This window comes from Corynebacterium haematomassiliense, assembly GCF_013978595.1.
Lineage (GTDB): Bacteria > Actinomycetota > Actinomycetes > Mycobacteriales > Mycobacteriaceae > Corynebacterium > Corynebacterium lehmanniae.
In genome coordinates this window covers 1,552,691-1,568,304 of the sequence record NZ_JACDTZ010000001.1, presented here as the reverse complement: position 1 = coordinate 1,568,304, position 15,614 = coordinate 1,552,691, and the positions used below count along the sequence as shown (strand labels likewise).

Below are 15,614 nucleotides of genomic sequence, written 5' to 3'. Positions count from 1 at the left end.
AGACCATGAGTGCGACTAGACACGCGGGACTCGCCATTGTGCTCGGGATTTCGGCTGTCGTCGCGGTGTTGCTCTCGCTCGCCGTCGGCGCGCGGCAGATGAGCGTGGCCGAAAGCGTCAGCGCTGTGCGTGACGGGCTTGCCCTCGCGTTCCACGCCGAATCTGGGCAGGTCAGTGAGGAAGCGCAAGTGGTTGCCCAACTGCGGGTACCGCGCACGCTGCTCGGCCTGCTCGCTGGCTCGGCGCTAGGCACAGCGGGAGCTCTGCTCCAGGGGCACACGCGCAACCCGCTGGCTGACACAAACCTGCTGGGCATCGCCCCGGGGGCGGCGCTTGCGGTGGCTGCAGCAACCGCCGTCTTCGGCTCGCTGCCGGTGCTCGTCGCGGTGGGGGTCGGTTTCCTCGGCGCGACAATGGCGGTAGCGCTCGTCTTCGTATTGAGCGCGCGAAGCCGCGGTTCCACTCCGATCACGGTGGTACTCGGCGGGTCCGCGCTCGGGGCGGTGTGTTCCGCGCTGACCAGCGGCATCGTGCTCACCAGCACGCAAAGTCTCAATGACATGCGGTTTTGGACGGCGGGCTCCGTCGCGGGCCGGGACATGCACATCGTCGCCGCCGTCGCCCCGGTCATACTGGTCGGCCTGGTGGCTGCGTTCGCCACGGCGAACCGGGTGAACATGGTGAACCTGGGCGATGACGTCGCGCACTCTCTCGGCGTCAACGTCGCGGCTGCACGCGCGGTGGGGATCCTGCTGGTCGCCCTGCTTGCCGGTGCAGCTGTGGCGGGGGCGGGCCCGATCGGGTTTGTCGGCTTGGTCGTACCGCATATCGTCCGCTCCCTGACCGGGCCGGATTACCGGCTGGTGCTGCCGTGCTCGGCGCTTGCCGGTGCGACGCTGCTGCTCTTCGCGGATGTCGCCGGCCGAGTCATCGCCCGCCCCGGTGAGCTGCAAGTTGGCATCACCCTTGCTTTCGTCGGCGCCCCGTTCGCTCTGTACCTGCTGCGGAAGGGGGCGAAGCTGTGACCCGCACGTTCGCAGTCAATGTCGTGCTCGCGGCGTGTGGGCTCGCCGTCGCGCTCGGAGGCATCATGGTGGGTGAATTCGGGCTTGGGCTTCACGACGTCCTCGCCGCCCTTACCGGACAGTCCACCGGAATGGCCCACACCGTGGTCGTCGAGTGGCGCCTGCCGCGTGTTGCCACGGCGCTGGCGGTGGGGGCCGCGCTCGGATTCGCGGGCGCGATCTTTCAGACGATCACTCGTAACCCGCTGGCCAGCCCAGACATCCTGGGCGTTGTTTCAGGTGCGTCGGCGTTCGCACTTACAGCGCTGCTCGCGGGTGGCGGTACCGGGGTGCTGCTCAGCGCGCTCGGGGTGCCGCTGAGCGCGTTTGTTGGCGGGATAGCGGTCTCCGTGGCGATGTGGTGGCTCAGCCGCGCCGGCGGCCTGGGTTCGTTTCAGCTCATCTTCGCCGGCATCATCCTCAACGCCCTAGCGGTGGCGTACAACTCGTTCCTCCTCGTCCGCGCCGACTACCGCGATGTGGGCAAAGCCCAGGCGTGGGTGACCGGCTCTGTCGGATCCTCGGGTTGGGGTGACGCCGCCGCTGTGTTGGTGGCGCTTGCGCTGGTTGTGCCGTTGCTGCGCTGGGCGTCATTCCAGCTCGAGGCCCTCTCTCTCGGGGACGACACGGCTGCGGGGCTGGGCGTCGATCCGCGCCGCACCCAGCTTGTGCTCATGGTGCTTGCCGTGGCGTTGACATCGACGGCGGTGGCGGCTTCAGGTCCGATTGCTTTTGTGGCGTTTGTGGCGCCGCACGTGGGCCGTCGATTAGCACATGCCCCCACGCCCCCACTTGGCACCGCCATGATTGCCGGCGCGCTGATCGTCGCCGGTGCGGACCTCGCGGTGCGCACCGTTGTGCCGGGAGACTTACCGGTAGGCGTGGCCACGTCAGCGTTCGGCGGGGCAGCCTTGCTCTACGCGCTGATGCGCGCGACCAGAAAGGTGACCTTGTAATGCTTCACGTGCGTGATCTCACCGTCAGCTACGGTGCGGCAACGATTATCGACGGGCTCGCCCTCGACGTCCCGCGCGGCGGCGTCACCACCATCGTCGGGCCGAACGGCTGCGGCAAATCAACGTTGTTGCGCGCGGTTGCTGGCCTGATCCCGCGTGAGCGCGGCGAGGTGGTCCTGGACGGCCGAAACACCGCGGAGATGAAACGCCGCGAGATCGCCCGAACGCTCGCGGTGCTGCCGCAAACCCCCGTAGCGCCGGACGGGCTGACGGTGCGTGACCTGGTCGGACGCGGGCGTCACCCGCACCAGACGTGGCTGCGCCAGACCTCGGAGAAAGACAGCGCGATGGTGGACGAGGTGATGGAGCTGACCCAGGTGGCCGAGTTCGCGGAGCGCCCGCTCGAGCGGCTCTCGGGCGGGCAGCGGCAGCGCGCGTGGATCGCGATGGTGCTCGCCCAAGACACCCCGCTCGTGCTTTTGGACGAGCCGACCACGTATCTGGACCTTTCCCACTCCGTCGAGTTACTTGCACTTATTCGCCGTCTTGCCGATGACATGGGGCGCACCGTGGTCATGGTGCTGCACGATTTGAACCTCGCGGCGCGTTTTTCCGACCAGTTGGTTGTGATGAAACGCGGCGAGGTGCAAGCGGCGGGCACGCCCGCCGAGGTTGTGTCGGAGCAGTTGCTTGCCGACGTATTCTCGCTGCCCGCCGTGGTCGCCGAGGACCCGGTGGCAGGAGGGCCGCTGATCGTGCCCCGCTAGCGCGCTCTAGAGCTCCTGGTCAATCTGTGTGATCACGTACGGGATGGTCAGCGGGTTGGGCATGCTCATCGCGTTGGCGGTGTCGGTGTCGAGCCAGTGCACGCCGCCGCGCGTGTTGACGTCGAGGTTCGCAAACGCGGCATCGTTTTTCAGCGCGTCGATCGCGCCGTAGTAGTCCAGGATGAACACGTAGTCCACGTCGTTGAGGTCGGAGTAGTTCTCGGGGGACCAATCGATGAAGAAGCTGGATCCGTCACCGTTGAACTTGTCCGGAATGGTAAACCCGAGCTTTTCAATGAAGGAGCCGCGGCCGTCGCCTGCCGTGTACACGCCGAGCTTGCCGTCGTAAGGCATCCCGATGACCGCGGTCTTGCCCTGCAGCTCCGGATGCGCCTGCCGGAAGTCGGCGAAAGCCTGCTCGGATTCTGCGATGAGCTTGTCGCCCTCAGCTTCCTGCCCCAACGCCGCCGCGATCTCCTTAATCTGCTCGTCCCACGGCACCTGCCAGTCCTCGTGTTGGTCGGAATGGAAGGTCGCCGGCGCAATCTGCTGCAACAGGGCCTGCTTGTCGCTGTCGAAACCGCTGTTGACCGCGATGATCTTGGTCGGATCGAGCGCTGCGACCTGCTCAGCGGTGTCGGTGCTGAACTCGGTGGTGGTGTTGCGGATCGGGTTCGGCTCGCCGGTGAGCTTGTCTTTCGCCCACGGTCCGAGGCCGGACGGATCGCCCGAGCCCTCTGCCTCCCAGGTGGCGTAGCCGACTGGTTGCTCCCCTAACGCGAGGACGGTGTCCACGTCGCCAAGCCCCAGCGTGACAATGCGGTCGTTCGACCCCGCCGCGTCGGTGTGCTGGCCGGAGTCTGCGGACTCGCTGGAACAGCCGGTGAGCAGCAGCGCAGCCGCAGCGAAGGTAGCGGTCAGCCGCTGAAGCGACAGTGGGGAAGTGCGTTTCAAGGTTCGCCCTTTCGGTCGGGAACGAAAGCACCCTGGGTTAGGTGTGCCTAAGCTAACGTGACTAGCTTAGGGTACGCCGCCGCCACCGGGCAACACCTAGGTGGCCCGGGCTTTAGCGGTGCTGACCGTCGCCGAACTCGCGGCGGAAGTTGCCGTCCCAGTCGTAGTCCGCGCCCGGGTCCTGGGTGCCGAAGTTTCCCTGCTCAAAGGTGTCCGGCTGCTGGTCGCCGCTGCCCTGGATCCCCATCACCAGAAACACCGCACCGGTCACCGCGCCCGCGATGCCGATGAACACGGCGGTGGAGCCGGTGAGGAACGCGAACGAGAGCACGGCCACCACGATGCAGGCTGCGCCGATGGCGTAGTTGCGCGCTGGCGAACCGGAGCTGTTGCGTGGTCCACCTGCGGGGTCGTGGGGGAGACCGTCGTCGTTGTATCCCTTGAACTGCATGATTCGCAGCCTACGGGAGAAGCGCCGCTATTGGCTGTTGAGTTTTCCGGACAGGCGGTCCAGGCGGTCCTTGCTTGGCCCGTCGAGGCCGACGATGGTGACGGTCTTGCCTCGTTCCTCGAACTTGCGGGTGACGGAGTCCAACGTGGCCACGGTGGAGGCGTCCCACACCTCGGCCGCGCTCAAATCGAGCACGATGTTTTCTGCCGGGTCGGTGTAGTCGAACGCGTAGACCAGGTCGTTGCTGGAGGCCCAGAACAGCTGGCCGTGGATGCGGTAGGTGCGGGTGTCCACCTGCCCGTCGTTGGTGGTGTCCTCGGCGGAAACCTGCTCGACGGAGGCGAGGTGTGCGACGCGGCGGGCGAAGGTGATCATCGCGGTGATCACGCCGAGCACCACGCCGACTGCGAGGTTGCTGGTGGCAAGCGTTGCTACGACGGTCACCAACATCACCACGGTCTCCGACAGCGGCATGAATTTCAGAGTGCGCGGGTGTACCGAGTGCCAGTCGATGGTGCCCACGGACACCATGATCATGATGGCCACGAGTGCCGCCATCGGGATCTGGCCCACCACGTCGCCGAGTAGCAGGATGAATGCGAGGAGGAATACGCCGGCCAGCAGCGTCGACAGGCGGGTGCGCGCCCCAGATTCGCGGACGTTGATCATGGTCTGCCCGATCATGGCGCAGCCGCCCATGCCGCCGAACAGGCCGGAGGCGATGTTCGCCACGCCTTGGCCCCAGGATTCGCGGGTTTTGTCGGAGTGGGTGTCGGTGATGTCGTCGACAAGCTTGGCGGTCATCAACGACTCCAACAGGCCGACAATGGCCATGCCGAGCGCGTACGGAGCGATGATCCGCAGCGTCTCCAGCGTCAGTGGCACGTCCGGGACGAACAGGCGCGGCAGGGAATCCGGCAGCTGCCCCATATCCGACACGGTGGGTACGCGGAATCCGGCAAACCCCACGACAGCACTGATGACGACGATGGTGATCAACGGGGCGGGGATAGCGCCCGTAAGCTTCGGCCACCCGATCATGATCGCGATGCCGACGGCGACGAGGACGTAGACGACCTTTGGGACGTCGATAAGATGCTCCAGCTGCGCGGTGAAGATCAAAATACCCAGCGCGTTGACGAAGCCGATCATCACCGACCGCGGGATGAACCGCTGCAGTTTCGCCACCCCGAGCGCCGCGAGCACGATCTGCAGCACGCCCGCCAGCAAGACGGTCGCGATGAAGTAGTCCACCCCGTACTCGCGGGCCACTGGGGCGATGACCAGGGCGACCGCACCCGTGGCGGCCGAAATCATCGCGGGGCGGCCGCCGGTGAACGCGATGGTGATGGCCATGATCACCGAGGCGAACAGTCCAAGCGCCGGATCAACGCCGGCGAGGATGGAAAACGCGATGGCCTCGGGGATGAGCGCCAGCCCGACGGTGAGGCCCGCCAGCACCTCCTTGCGCAGGCGAGAGGGCGACGAAAATGCGTAGCGGAAGGACTCCACAACCCCCGTCGGAGCGGGCGGTTCGTGAGATATCTCGGTGTGAGCGAAAGCCATGGAATCTACCGTTCTACATGCGCGGGAAACTGCGCCCTCCGGCAGGCGAGGGCGTGAAAACGTAGCTACCGTATCGGTCCTGCGCATCAAGCGCCAATGCAGCCGCCGCGCGAAACCGGTCCTCATCACGAGGCGGGGAGGTCGCCGCGGATCGTCGCAAAGCTGTACGCCACCATGTAGATGCCGACGATGGCGGCGATCCAGAGAAGCGTCACCTTTGCCTCGTACTCGAGGCGGGGGATAAGGCGTTCGAGCCGCGGGAAGAACTTCTGGCCAAAGAGCAGTGCCACGGTGGCGAGGATGACTGTCGGCAAGATCATCACGAGGCAGTAGACACCCACGGCCCCGGCCTTGGACACGGATGGGATATCCCAGCTGCCGATGATGCCCATCGCTGCGATGTACGGCAGCATCGTCGCCGCCTCGGTAAGCGATGCGCCGAGGCCTAAGGCGACCATGCTCGGCACACTGCTTCTTGCGCTGGCCGCGCGTTTCGGCAACTGCCCGGGTTCGGGCTTCTTGGGGTTGGGCGCGAAGATGCCGAAGATCGCAAGGGTCGCGCCCAGTATCAACGTGATCCATGGGAAGACGTCGGTCTGCGTGATCCGTTCGGCGGCCGAGCCCAGGCCAGCGAATCCGAGGAGGATCCCTAGCCCGAGGAGGAAGTAGACCGCTGCGACGGTAACCAGGTAGGTGGTCAGCGCCGGAACGCGGACGGCGCGCCAGTGGACGATAAGCGCAAGGGGGATGACAAGGGTGCCCAGGCTCAGGCTGTCAAGCAGCGCCAAGCCAACAACGGGGATGACCGAGCTCATGGGGATCTCCGAATCTCTCGTACGAACGTACTACGACTTACGAACGTACGAGAATCTAGACTGGGACGCAACCATGAACGATTTTTCCCTGGACCATCAGTTTTCAGAATCGGCCGCGACAATTGCCGACGCCACTATCCGCATCATCGCGTCGCGGGGGCTCGATGCCGTGAGCGTGCGGGAGGTGGCGAAGGAATCCGGGTTCGCCGCCGGCTCTGTGCAGTACCACGCTCCGAACAGGGACACCCTGCTGGCTCACGCGTTCATCCGCTCCATCCAGCGCCAGAGCGAGCGGGTGGCGGCGGTGCCTGAAAGGGAAGGCGAGCTCGAAACCTGGGTGGCGAGGCTTGCCGAGCTTCTCCCGATCGGAGGGGTGCGTTCCGAAGATGCCGCGATCTGGGTCACGTACGGCTCCGCCTCTGCAACTAGGGACTGGATTGCGAAGCTCTACACCGAGGTGCTTGAAGACTTTCAGGGCAGCGTTGTCGCTGCGCTCGGCGGTGAGGAGGATGCAAAGCCCAAGGCGCGCCTCGTTACCGCACTGATCAACGGTCTCACTCTGGACAACCTGCGGGTTCCCGAATCGGAGTCCGACCGCATCGTGGCCGACCTCCGCGAAGGCCTGCGCCTCCTCTTCTCCAGCTAGCTCGCACCGAACCGCGAGCCACAGCGAGGAATCACCATTGGAGCGATTACGCTTGGCTCCAACTGCCCACAACAGAAAGTGAGAGCTGTGGAGACGAGCAAGACCCTCGCCGTGGACACGCTGCAGCGCGTCCTCATGCCGAAGAAGGGCGAGCCGCACGACGTGCGCATGCTGTACCTGATCGAGCAGGAGCACAACAAGCAGCGTCTGCGCTGGTCCGACCGCACGAGCTTCGAGGTCCCCGCGGGCAACGAGGTCAGCTTCGAGACGTACTTCAACGCCTTCCCGGCGAGCTATTGGCGCCGCTGGTCGCAGCTGGACACGGTGGTCCTGGCCATGGACGTCGAGGGGCGTGCGACCATCTCCGTCTACCGGTCCAAGCACGACGGCACGCGCGTGAGCATCACCAACGTCGAGGCAACCGGGCGCATCGAGATCCCGCTGAAACTGAGTAACTTCGAGGACGGTGGCTGGCTGTGGTTCGACATCACCGCCGAGGACGACACGCGCATCGCGGACGCCGCGTGGTGCTCCCCGCAGGAGCCCAAAGAGCAGGTGCTTGACGACGGCACCGTGGTCCCGCCCCAGCCCAAACAGGTGGCCGTGGGCATTCCCACGTTCAACCGTCCCCGCGACGCCGTCAACGCGCTGCACGCGCTGGCGGAGGACCCGTACGTGGAAGCCTGCATCAGCAACGTGCTCATGCCGGACCAGGGCAACCAGCACCCGGCGGACGAGCCGGATTTCGCCGATGCCGAGAAGAACCTCAACGGCAAGCTGGAGATTTTCCAGCAGGGCAACCTGGGCGGCTCCGGCGGCTACTCCCGCATCATGTACGAGGCGCTGAACCGCACCGACGCGCCGTTCATCCTGTACATGGACGACGACATCGCCATCGAGCCGGACTCCATCGTCCGCGCTGTGCAGGCCGCGCGCTACGCAGCGCAGCCGATCCTGGTGGGAGGGCAGATGCTCAACCTGCAGGACCGCTCGCAGCTGCGCACCACGGGTGAGACGGTTGATCCGGAGATCTTCATGTTCTCCGCCGCCAAGCACGCCGTCTACGACCACGACTTTGCCAAGTACCCGCTGGGGTACGTGGGCACGGACGAAGAGGACCTGGATCCGAAGAAGACCACCTCGCGCCCGCTGCACCGCCGCATCGACGTGGACTACAACGGCTGGTGGATGAACCTCTTCCCGCGCGTTGTGGCGGAGAAGATGGGGCTGCCGCTGCCGCTGTTTATCAAGTGGGACGACAACGAGTACGCGCTGCGCGCCAAGGAAGCGGGCTTCCCGACGGTCACCTGGCCCGGCGTGGCCATCTGGCACATGGCGTGGGCGGACAAGGACGACGCGATTGACTGGCAGGCGTATTTCCACATGCGCAACCGCCTCATCGTGGCCAGTATCTACGGACCGGACAACCCGGAGGCCATGCTGAAGAACATGCAGAAATCAACCGCGAAGCACTACTTCTGCATGGAGTACTCCACCATCGCCATCCAGAACGAGGCCATGCGCGACTTCCTCGCCGGCCCGGACCAGCTCTTCGACATCCTCGAATCCTCGCTGCCGCGGATTCAGAGCATCCGCAAGGAGTACTCGGACGCGCAGGTGCTGCCGTCCGCGACCGACCTGCCCGCGCCCACCGGCGCGCCGGGCGTGCCCACCAACAAGATCGGCGGTCGCCTGGGCAAGGTGAAGAAGATCCCGTGGGCCGTCAAGGCGCTGATGCACCTGCGCAAGGACGAGGACCGCGCGCACTGGGACGCGCCGCAGCTCAACCTCACCGCCGACGAGGCCCGCTGGTACACGCTCGCCCGCGTGGATTCGGCGACCGTGTCCACCGCCGGCGGCACCGGCGTGGCCTTCCGCAAGCGCGACAAGAAGCTTGCCGACGATCTGATGCGCGAGCAGAAGGAACTGCGCGCCCAGATCAAGGAGCGTTGGCCGGAGCTGAAGAAGCAGTACCGCGACGCGCGCGGCGAGCTGACCAGTCACGAGAACTGGGGGAAGATCTTCGATGCGCAGTAAAGAGGTAGACCTGCTCGTCGCCATCCAGGACGCGCTGTACACCCCAGAAACCGCGAGGGCCGCCCGGGGCTTGAGCTACTTCGGCGAGCACGACCTCGGTTGGCTGGCGGTGGCGGGGGTTGGCGGAGCCGTCGATAAGCAAAATCGCTCCAAATGGCTCGCGCTCGGCGCTGGCACCTTCGCCGCGCACGCCGCGACTGTGGTGCTCAAGCGCATCGTGCGACGTCCGCGGCCGAACGACCCGCGCGTGAAAATCGGCGTGAAAACGCCCTCGCAGCTGTCGTTCCCCTCCTCGCACGCTGCGAACACCGGCGCCGCCGCCGCGCACCTGGCGGACATCACCGGAAGGAAGTGGCCGTGGCTGCTCGTGCCGGTGATGATGCTGTCGCGTAACGTGCTCGGCGTGCATTACCCAACCGACACCCTCGCCGGTGCCGCCCTTGGCGCGGCGACGGCGAAGGTGGCAATCGAGGCTGAGAAGAGGATCTAGTGGCAAACACCCGTGAACCCGTGGACGAGCCCCTGATCAAGTCGGAGCCGCACACCTCCGGCGTTGACCAGGTGATGAAGAAGACGCCGCCGAAGAACCTCCCGGACGCGATGATCAAGGGCCTGCGGCCCAAGCAGTGGGTGAAAAACGTCCTCGTGCTGGCCGCGCCCCTCGCCGCCGGCACGGACGCCTTCAACTCCCGCACCGCCGTGGACATCCTCCTGGCGTTTGTGGTGTTCTGCTTCGGCGCGTCCTCGATCTACCTGATCAACGACGCGCGCGACGTCGAATCCGACCGCCGCCACCCCACCAAGCGCTTCCGCCCGATCGCCTCCGGCATGCTGCCGATCAACCTGGCGTACGGCATGGCGGCGGTGCTCATCGCGCTGGCGCTCGGACTGTCGCTTCTGGCTACCGACGGCACGTCTTTGGCCTGGGTCATCGGCATCTACATCGCGCTGCAGCTGGGCTACTGCTTCGGCTGGAAGCACATCCCGGTGATCGACATCGCCCTGGTGTCCTCCGGCTTCATGCTGCGCACCATGGCCGGCGGCGTGGCCGCGGGCATCGACCTGTCCCAGTGGTTCCTGCTGGTGGCGGCGTTCGGTTCCCTGTTCATGGCGTCCGGCAAGCGCTACGCCGAGCTGCTGCTGGTGAAAGAAACCGGCGCGGAGATCCGCCGCTCGCTACAGGGCTACACCGAGACTTACCTGCGGTTCGTGTGGACGCTGTCCGCCACCGCCGTGGTCATGTCGTACGCGCTGTGGGGCTTCCAGCTGTCCAACTCCGTCGAGGGCACCGCCGCCATCTGGTACCAGGTGTCCATGGTGCCGTTTGTCATCGCGATCCTGCGCTACGCCTCCGTGGTCGACGGCGGGCAGGGCGGCGCGCCCGACGAGATCGCCCTGGAGGACCGCGTGCTGCAGCTGCTCGCCGCGGCGTGGCTGTTCTGCATCGCGATGGCCGTCTACGTTGTGCCGAACTTAGGCTGGTAGGCATTGACCCACTAACATCGTCGCAATGACAAAGAACGCCCGCCTCTCCGCGCTCGCCGCAGCCGTAGTCGCGGGCATCTTCGCGTTCTGGGGCGGGTGGACCCGCCGCTGGATGTCCGACGACGGCCTGATCGTCCTGCGCACCGTGCGCAACCTGCTCGCCGGCAACGGGCCCGTGTTCAACGCCGGCGAGCGCGTCGAAGCCAACACCTCCACGCTGTGGCAGTACCTGATTACCGCGTTTGGCTGGCTCACCGGAGCCCGGCTCGAGGACGTGGCCATGTGGCTCGCGCTGATCTGCACCGTGACGGCGGCCGCGCTGGCCACCTTCGCCGCGGGCCGGTTCTGGGGCAAGGTGGGCCCCGTTGTGCCCCTGGGCATCGTGATCTACCTGGCGCTGCCGCCGGCGCGCGACTTCGCCACCTCTGGGCTGGAGTGGGGCCTGTCGCTTTTGTGGATCGCCGGGTGGTGGGCCGCGCTGGTCGCGTGGGCCGAGCCGCTGCGCCGTCGCGCGCCCGAGGTCGGCTACTTCCTCGCCTTCTGGTGCGGCATGTCCTGGCTCGTGCGCCCCGAGCTCGCGCTCTACGGCGGCGTGACCGGCATCCTGCTCATCGCGTGCAACCCCCGCAAGACCCCAGGCATCCTCGCCGCGGCGCTGCCCGTGCCAGCCGCTTACCAAATCTTCCGCATGGGCTACTACGGCCTGCTCACCCCGCACACCGCCGTGGCAAAATCCGCCTCCGGCGCCGAGTGGGCGCGCGGGTTCGAGTACTTCGCCGACTTTGTGGGCTACTACTGGCTCTGGCTGCCCGTGCTGGCCGCCGCCGCGTTGGTGGGGTGGATGATGCGGGGGACCGGAGGACGTCGATTAGCAATTGTTTTGCTTGTCACCGGCTGCGCGCTCGCGCACATCCTCTACGTCCTGCGCGTCGGCGGCGACTTCATGCACGGGCGCATGTGGCTGTTGCCGCTGTTCGCGCTGCTGCTGCCCGCGATGGCCGTGCCGATTACGCGCGTCAGCATTGCTTTGGCGACCGCCGTGGCCGTGTGGGCGGGTGTGACCATCGTGCGCGCCCACCCCATCGACTGGGAGGCGTACCAGACCGGCGAAAAGGAACTCGGCATCGTGGACGAGCGCGAATTCTGGACGCTCGCCGTCGGCCGCGAACTGACCGACCCGCCGCGCTACGCCGAAGACTTCCTCGGCTCCAAGCTCATGCAGAACTGGGAAGATGCGCTGGACAAGGGCATCGACGCAAACGCCGCGCAGCTCAACCTCGCCTACGTCTCCGCCGACCCGGAAATCTACAGCTGGTACTACCGCGACCGCGAAGAGGATGCCTCGGATCTGAGCAATCTGCCGCTGACCGCATACCTGATCAACCTGGGCATGACTAGCATGAACGCGCCTTTGGACGTGCGCATTCTGGACACCGTAGGCCTGGCAACCCCCATCGCCGCGCGCATGCCGCGCGACCCGAAAGGCCGCGTCGGCCACGACAAGTTCCTCGACCCTGCCTGGCAGGCCGCCGACACCGACACCTACTTGGACGGGCTGCCGCCGTTCATCAGCTCCATGCGCGCGAAGCAGGCGCGCGCCGCACTGCGCAGCCCCGAAATCTCCGAACTGTTGGCTACCTCGCGCGAACCGATGAGCTGGGAGCGCTTCTGGAAGAACGTGCGCTATTCGCTTGGCGACGGCCGCACGCTGCAGCTCTCCAGCGACCCCGGCCTCTACATCGACGCCGAGACCCGCCGCGCGATCCGCCACGGCGCCAACCCCGGGATGGAGGGCCCGCAGATCGCCTGGCCGGTGCAGGCACACGAGGGGGAATAGCGGGTGACGTTTCGAATTGGTAACGTGAACGTGTCTTTTGCCTGAAAACACGTTTTGAGGGGATCTATGAACTCCAAAAATTCTGTGCGCCGCAAGCTCACTGCGCTGCTCATGGCCCTGGTCACGGGCCTGGCAGCGGTGATCGGCGCTCCGCAGGCGTCGGCGGCGCACCGTGACTGGCTGCGACCCGACTCCACCGGCCACTGCGAGTGGGACCGCGTCGGATTCTGGGTGCAGCGCTGCACGGTGTGGTCCCCCGCGATGAACCGCCACATCCCCGTCCAGATCCAGCCCGCGCAGCGCGCCGGCAACGCTGGCCTGTACATGCTCGACGGCCTGCGCGCCACCGAGATCACCAACGCCTGGGTCAACGACGTCAACGCCGCCCAGATGTTCAAGGACAACAACATCACCTTGGTGATGCCCGTCGGCGGCCAGTCCTCCTTCTACACCGACTGGAACGCCCCGGCGACCTACGACTTCAACCATCCGGTGACCTACAAGTGGGACACCTTCCTGACCAAGGAGCTGCCGCCCTACCTGCAGCAGCACTTCGGCGTTTCGCCGACGAACAACTCCATTCTCGGCCTTTCCATGGGCGGCACCGCCGCGATCAACCTCGCCGCGCTGCACCCGAACCAGTTCCGCCAGGTGCTGTCCTTCTCGGGCTACCTCACCACCACGGTGCCGGGCGGCCAGACCGCACTGCGAGCCGCGCTTCTCGACGGCGGCATGTACAACGTCAACGCCATGTGGGGGTCCTCGCTGAACCCGCGCCGCTTTGAAAACGACCCGTTCTTGAACATGGGCAACCTCCGCGGCCGCGACGTGTACGTCTCCGCCGGCTCCGGCGTGCCGGGCCCGGCAGACCAGAAGTACCTGCCACAGCACCGCGCCGCCGGCATCGCGCTGGAAAACGTCGCGAACGCTACCACCCGCGCGTGGTCCGCGAAGGCCACTGTGACCGGTGTGCAGCACACCGCCGTGTTCACCCCGACCGGCCTGCACAACTGGGACCAGTTCGGCGGCCAGCTCGCGGCTACCAAGCCGCGCATCCTGAACGTGATGAACGCCTGGTAGGGCGCTATCTCGCCCGGACCGCCGGGCATATCCTGCCGAAACCGGCTACCTACAAACGGTTACCAGCTGTTTTTGGGAGCGCGGACAAAAAGTTGGAGTGTTGGGGGCTGGAAGGTATTCCGATGCCCGCAGGTTTTCCATCTGATATCCGCGTTGGTGCGGTTGAGAGGTTTTTGGCTGGGTCGTCTGCCCGTGAGGTCTGCGACTGGGCTGAACACGCGTGTGGTCGCCGACCGTCGGTGGCCACGGTCGGCAACTGGGTTGCGGCCAAGCGTCGTGGCCAGAGCTTGGACGGTACGCGACGCGCCTACGACGCTGAGACCATCGCAAAAGTTGTCGCACGCAGATTGACCTCGCAGGCGACAGTGCGTGACATTGCCGTGGAGTTCGATGTCCACGACACCGCGGCACTGACCTGGACGAAGCGGTTTTGGCCCGACGATGACGAACGCGATGCGGCAGCGTCGATTACTTTCGACGAGGCCTATGCGGCGACAATGGAACGCGTGAGCAAACACCGCAAAGTCCAACGCAACCATCAGCAGCAGCGAGTCGATGAGGCAGCCAATGCGAAGAAACCACCCCGGCCAGTCAACGAGTGGCTGCCAGGGCGTGGGCAGATAGACGATACCGCTGAATTGCCCAGTGACATGGACGAGCTGAAAAAACTCGTTGTTGAGATGCGCGACCGGGAAACGGTCAAAGACGCCATTATCCACGTGCTCATGAGCGATGGTGAGCCACGGGGAAAAGACAACGTCCGCGACGGTGAGTCGCGGGGAAAAGACGACGTCCGTGACGGTGAGCTGTCCACCGCGGCGAAAGCCGCAGTGGTGGTTGCCCTCACGGACGCCCACGAGTTTTCCATCGCTCGAGCATGCGCGGTCGTTGGGATTGCGCAGTCGACGTTTTACTACCACCGACACAAACACACGCAGGTAGTGCAACAGCGCGAACAGCGCCACGCTGCACTCAAACCGCTGATCTTGCAGGCAGCCGCCGAATCCGGGCAAAGCTACGGCTACCGGCGCATCCACGCCTGGTTAAAGATCATGGGGCATACAGTGTCGGAAAAGATCGTGCGCACCCTCATGAAAGAGCTTGGGTGCCGCCCGCCGGCGAAGGCGTCGGGCAAGTACTCCTCCTACACCGGTGAAACCGACCACAAACCGGCAAACCTGCTGCTGATCACCCCACCCGACAGCAGCGACGGGGATGCGGATTCGGATGCGGCCCGGCCGGTTGTTGCACCGTCGCAGTATTTCATCGACCACGCCGACACTCAGGGGCTGACCCACGATTTCCACGCGGATGCCCCGTGGGAGAAAATCGGCACCGACGTCACCGAAATCCACTGCCCAGACGGGAAGTTGTTCCTGTCGGCAGCGATCGATTTCTACGACGGGATGCCGATTGCGGTCACCATGTCGACGTCGCCGAATCACGACTTGGTCGCCGAGATGATCGCGCGAATCGACGAGGTAAAACCCGACGGTGCGCAACCGATTATCCATTCCGACCGTGGCGGGCTCTACCGCAGTGAACGCTGGGTCAGCCTGATCACCGACCACACCCACAACATCCTGGATTGCCCCGACTGCCAGGCCGATGCGTGGTGCGACACCCGGTGGCGATACATCCCGTCACTGTCACGCAAAGCCACCAGCGGCGACAACGCGCGCACCGAAGGGTTCTTCGGCACGATGAAACAAGAACTGCTCAAAGGCAGGCCTGTGGTGTCAACGATGACGGTGGAGCAAATGCGCGACTATATTGACACCTACATCGACTTCTACATTCACAGACGATTGAAGTCGACACTCGGCGACGGCTACACCACCATCGCCGAACACCGACAAGCACTGAGTGCATAACAACGAGACAAAGTCCCCCAAATGCACTCCAAGAATTTGTCCGCATCCCCTTTCCAGCACATAGCCGGATGTAGGTAGCCGG

General features: G+C 65.4%; 14 protein-coding genes. 10 read left to right on the top strand and 4 right to left on the bottom strand.

From position 1 onward, the window contains the following. The first annotated feature begins 5 nt into the window (after positions 1-5). From H0193_RS07400 to H0193_RS07390, 3 genes are read left to right on the top strand one after another with little or no spacing between them, the layout of a single operon-like run. The gene (locus H0193_RS07400) at positions 6-1,025 is read left to right on the top strand and encodes a FecCD family ABC transporter permease (RefSeq protein ID WP_181889232.1); all 1,020 of its coding nucleotides are present in this window, start codon (positions 6-8) and stop codon (positions 1,023-1,025) included. Further along, positions 1,022-2,020, top strand: a complete 999-nt coding sequence (locus H0193_RS07395; RefSeq protein ID WP_181889231.1) for an iron chelate uptake ABC transporter family permease subunit — start codon at positions 1,022-1,024, stop codon at positions 2,018-2,020. The genes H0193_RS07400 and H0193_RS07395 overlap by 4 nt, the downstream gene beginning before the upstream one ends. Continuing rightward, positions 2,020-2,787: an ABC transporter ATP-binding protein gene (locus H0193_RS07390; RefSeq protein ID WP_181889230.1), complete on the top strand. Its 768-nt coding sequence runs from the start codon at positions 2,020-2,022 to the stop codon at positions 2,785-2,787. Before H0193_RS07395 ends, H0193_RS07390 begins: the two co-directional genes overlap by 1 nt. A 6-nt stretch (positions 2,788-2,793) precedes the next feature. Here H0193_RS07390 and H0193_RS07385 read toward each other — a convergent pair whose 3' ends face one another. From H0193_RS07385 to H0193_RS07370, 4 genes are all read right to left on the bottom strand, one after another. Next, positions 2,794-3,741 (bottom strand): ABC transporter substrate-binding protein, encoded by a 948-nt coding sequence (locus H0193_RS07385; protein ID WP_236883431.1) that lies wholly within the window; start codon positions 3,739-3,741, stop codon positions 2,794-2,796. A gap of 112 nt (positions 3,742-3,853) precedes the next feature. Beyond that, positions 3,854-4,192: a hypothetical protein gene (locus H0193_RS07380; RefSeq protein ID WP_181889229.1), complete on the bottom strand. Its 339-nt coding sequence runs from the start codon at positions 4,190-4,192 to the stop codon at positions 3,854-3,856. A gap of 27 nt (positions 4,193-4,219) precedes the next feature. Next, a complete protein-coding gene (locus H0193_RS07375; protein ID WP_181889228.1) occupies positions 4,220-5,758 on the bottom strand; it encodes a SulP family inorganic anion transporter in 1,539 nt (512 codons plus the stop codon). 125 nt (positions 5,759-5,883) lie between these two features. Then, positions 5,884-6,573 (bottom strand): GAP family protein, encoded by a 690-nt coding sequence (locus tag H0193_RS07370; protein ID WP_181889227.1) that lies wholly within the window; start codon positions 6,571-6,573, stop codon positions 5,884-5,886. A 73-nt stretch (positions 6,574-6,646) separates the two neighbouring features. Here H0193_RS07370 and H0193_RS07365 point away from each other — a divergent pair, with 73 nt between their 5' ends. The 7 genes from H0193_RS07365 to H0193_RS07335 all read left to right on the top strand — a co-directional run bounded on the left by H0193_RS07365 (position 6,647) and on the right by H0193_RS07335 (position 15,532). Continuing rightward, the gene (locus H0193_RS07365) at positions 6,647-7,219 is read left to right on the top strand and encodes a TetR/AcrR family transcriptional regulator (RefSeq protein WP_181889226.1); all 573 of its coding nucleotides are present in this window, start codon (positions 6,647-6,649) and stop codon (positions 7,217-7,219) included. 87 nt (positions 7,220-7,306) lie between these two features. Next, positions 7,307-9,256, top strand: a complete 1,950-nt coding sequence (locus tag H0193_RS07360) for a glycosyltransferase (protein ID WP_338026619.1) — start codon at positions 7,307-7,309, stop codon at positions 9,254-9,256. Continuing rightward, the gene (locus H0193_RS07355; RefSeq protein ID WP_181889225.1) at positions 9,246-9,746 is read left to right on the top strand and encodes a phosphatase PAP2 family protein; all 501 of its coding nucleotides are present in this window, start codon (positions 9,246-9,248) and stop codon (positions 9,744-9,746) included. The genes H0193_RS07360 and H0193_RS07355 overlap by 11 nt, the downstream gene beginning before the upstream one ends. Beyond that, positions 9,746-10,741, top strand: coding sequence for a decaprenyl-phosphate phosphoribosyltransferase (locus H0193_RS07350; protein ID WP_181889224.1), 996 nt, complete (start codon positions 9,746-9,748; stop codon positions 10,739-10,741). Before H0193_RS07355 ends, H0193_RS07350 begins: the two co-directional genes overlap by 1 nt. Positions 10,742-10,766: 25 nt before the next feature. Then, the gene (locus H0193_RS07345) at positions 10,767-12,578 is read left to right on the top strand and encodes an arabinofuranosyltransferase AftB family protein (protein WP_181889223.1); all 1,812 of its coding nucleotides are present in this window, start codon (positions 10,767-10,769) and stop codon (positions 12,576-12,578) included. 66 nt (positions 12,579-12,644) lie between these two features. Next, on the top strand, positions 12,645-13,658 hold the full coding sequence (locus tag H0193_RS07340) for an alpha/beta hydrolase (RefSeq protein WP_181889222.1): 1,014 nt from the start codon (positions 12,645-12,647) through the stop codon (positions 13,656-13,658). Between the two features lie 239 nt (positions 13,659-13,897). After that, positions 13,898-15,532 carry an IS3 family transposase gene (locus tag H0193_RS07335; RefSeq protein WP_181889221.1) on the top strand — a complete coding sequence of 545 codons (1,635 nt, stop codon included), beginning with the start codon at positions 13,898-13,900 and terminating at the stop codon, positions 15,530-15,532. Positions 15,533-15,614: the final 82 nt, after the last annotated feature.

Coding starts and splice junctions, on each gene's coding strand:
- H0193_RS07400 (WP_181889232.1), top strand. CDS start 6: ATGAGTGCGACTAGACACGCGGGACTCGCCATTGTGCTCGGGATTTCG.
- H0193_RS07390 (WP_181889230.1), top strand. CDS start 2,020: ATGCTTCACGTGCGTGATCTCACCGTCAGCTACGGTGCGGCAACGATT.
- H0193_RS07380 (WP_181889229.1), bottom strand. CDS start 4,192: ATGCAGTTCAAGGGATACAACGACGACGGTCTCCCCCACGACCCCGCA.
- H0193_RS07375 (WP_181889228.1), bottom strand. CDS start 5,758: ATGGCTTTCGCTCACACCGAGATATCTCACGAACCGCCCGCTCCGACG.
- H0193_RS07370 (WP_181889227.1), bottom strand. CDS start 6,573: ATGAGCTCGGTCATCCCCGTTGTTGGCTTGGCGCTGCTTGACAGCCTG.
- H0193_RS07365 (WP_181889226.1), top strand. CDS start 6,647: ATGAACGATTTTTCCCTGGACCATCAGTTTTCAGAATCGGCCGCGACA.
- H0193_RS07355 (WP_181889225.1), top strand. CDS start 9,246: ATGCGCAGTAAAGAGGTAGACCTGCTCGTCGCCATCCAGGACGCGCTG.
- H0193_RS07345 (WP_181889223.1), top strand. CDS start 10,767: ATGACAAAGAACGCCCGCCTCTCCGCGCTCGCCGCAGCCGTAGTCGCG.
- H0193_RS07340 (WP_181889222.1), top strand. CDS start 12,645: ATGAACTCCAAAAATTCTGTGCGCCGCAAGCTCACTGCGCTGCTCATG.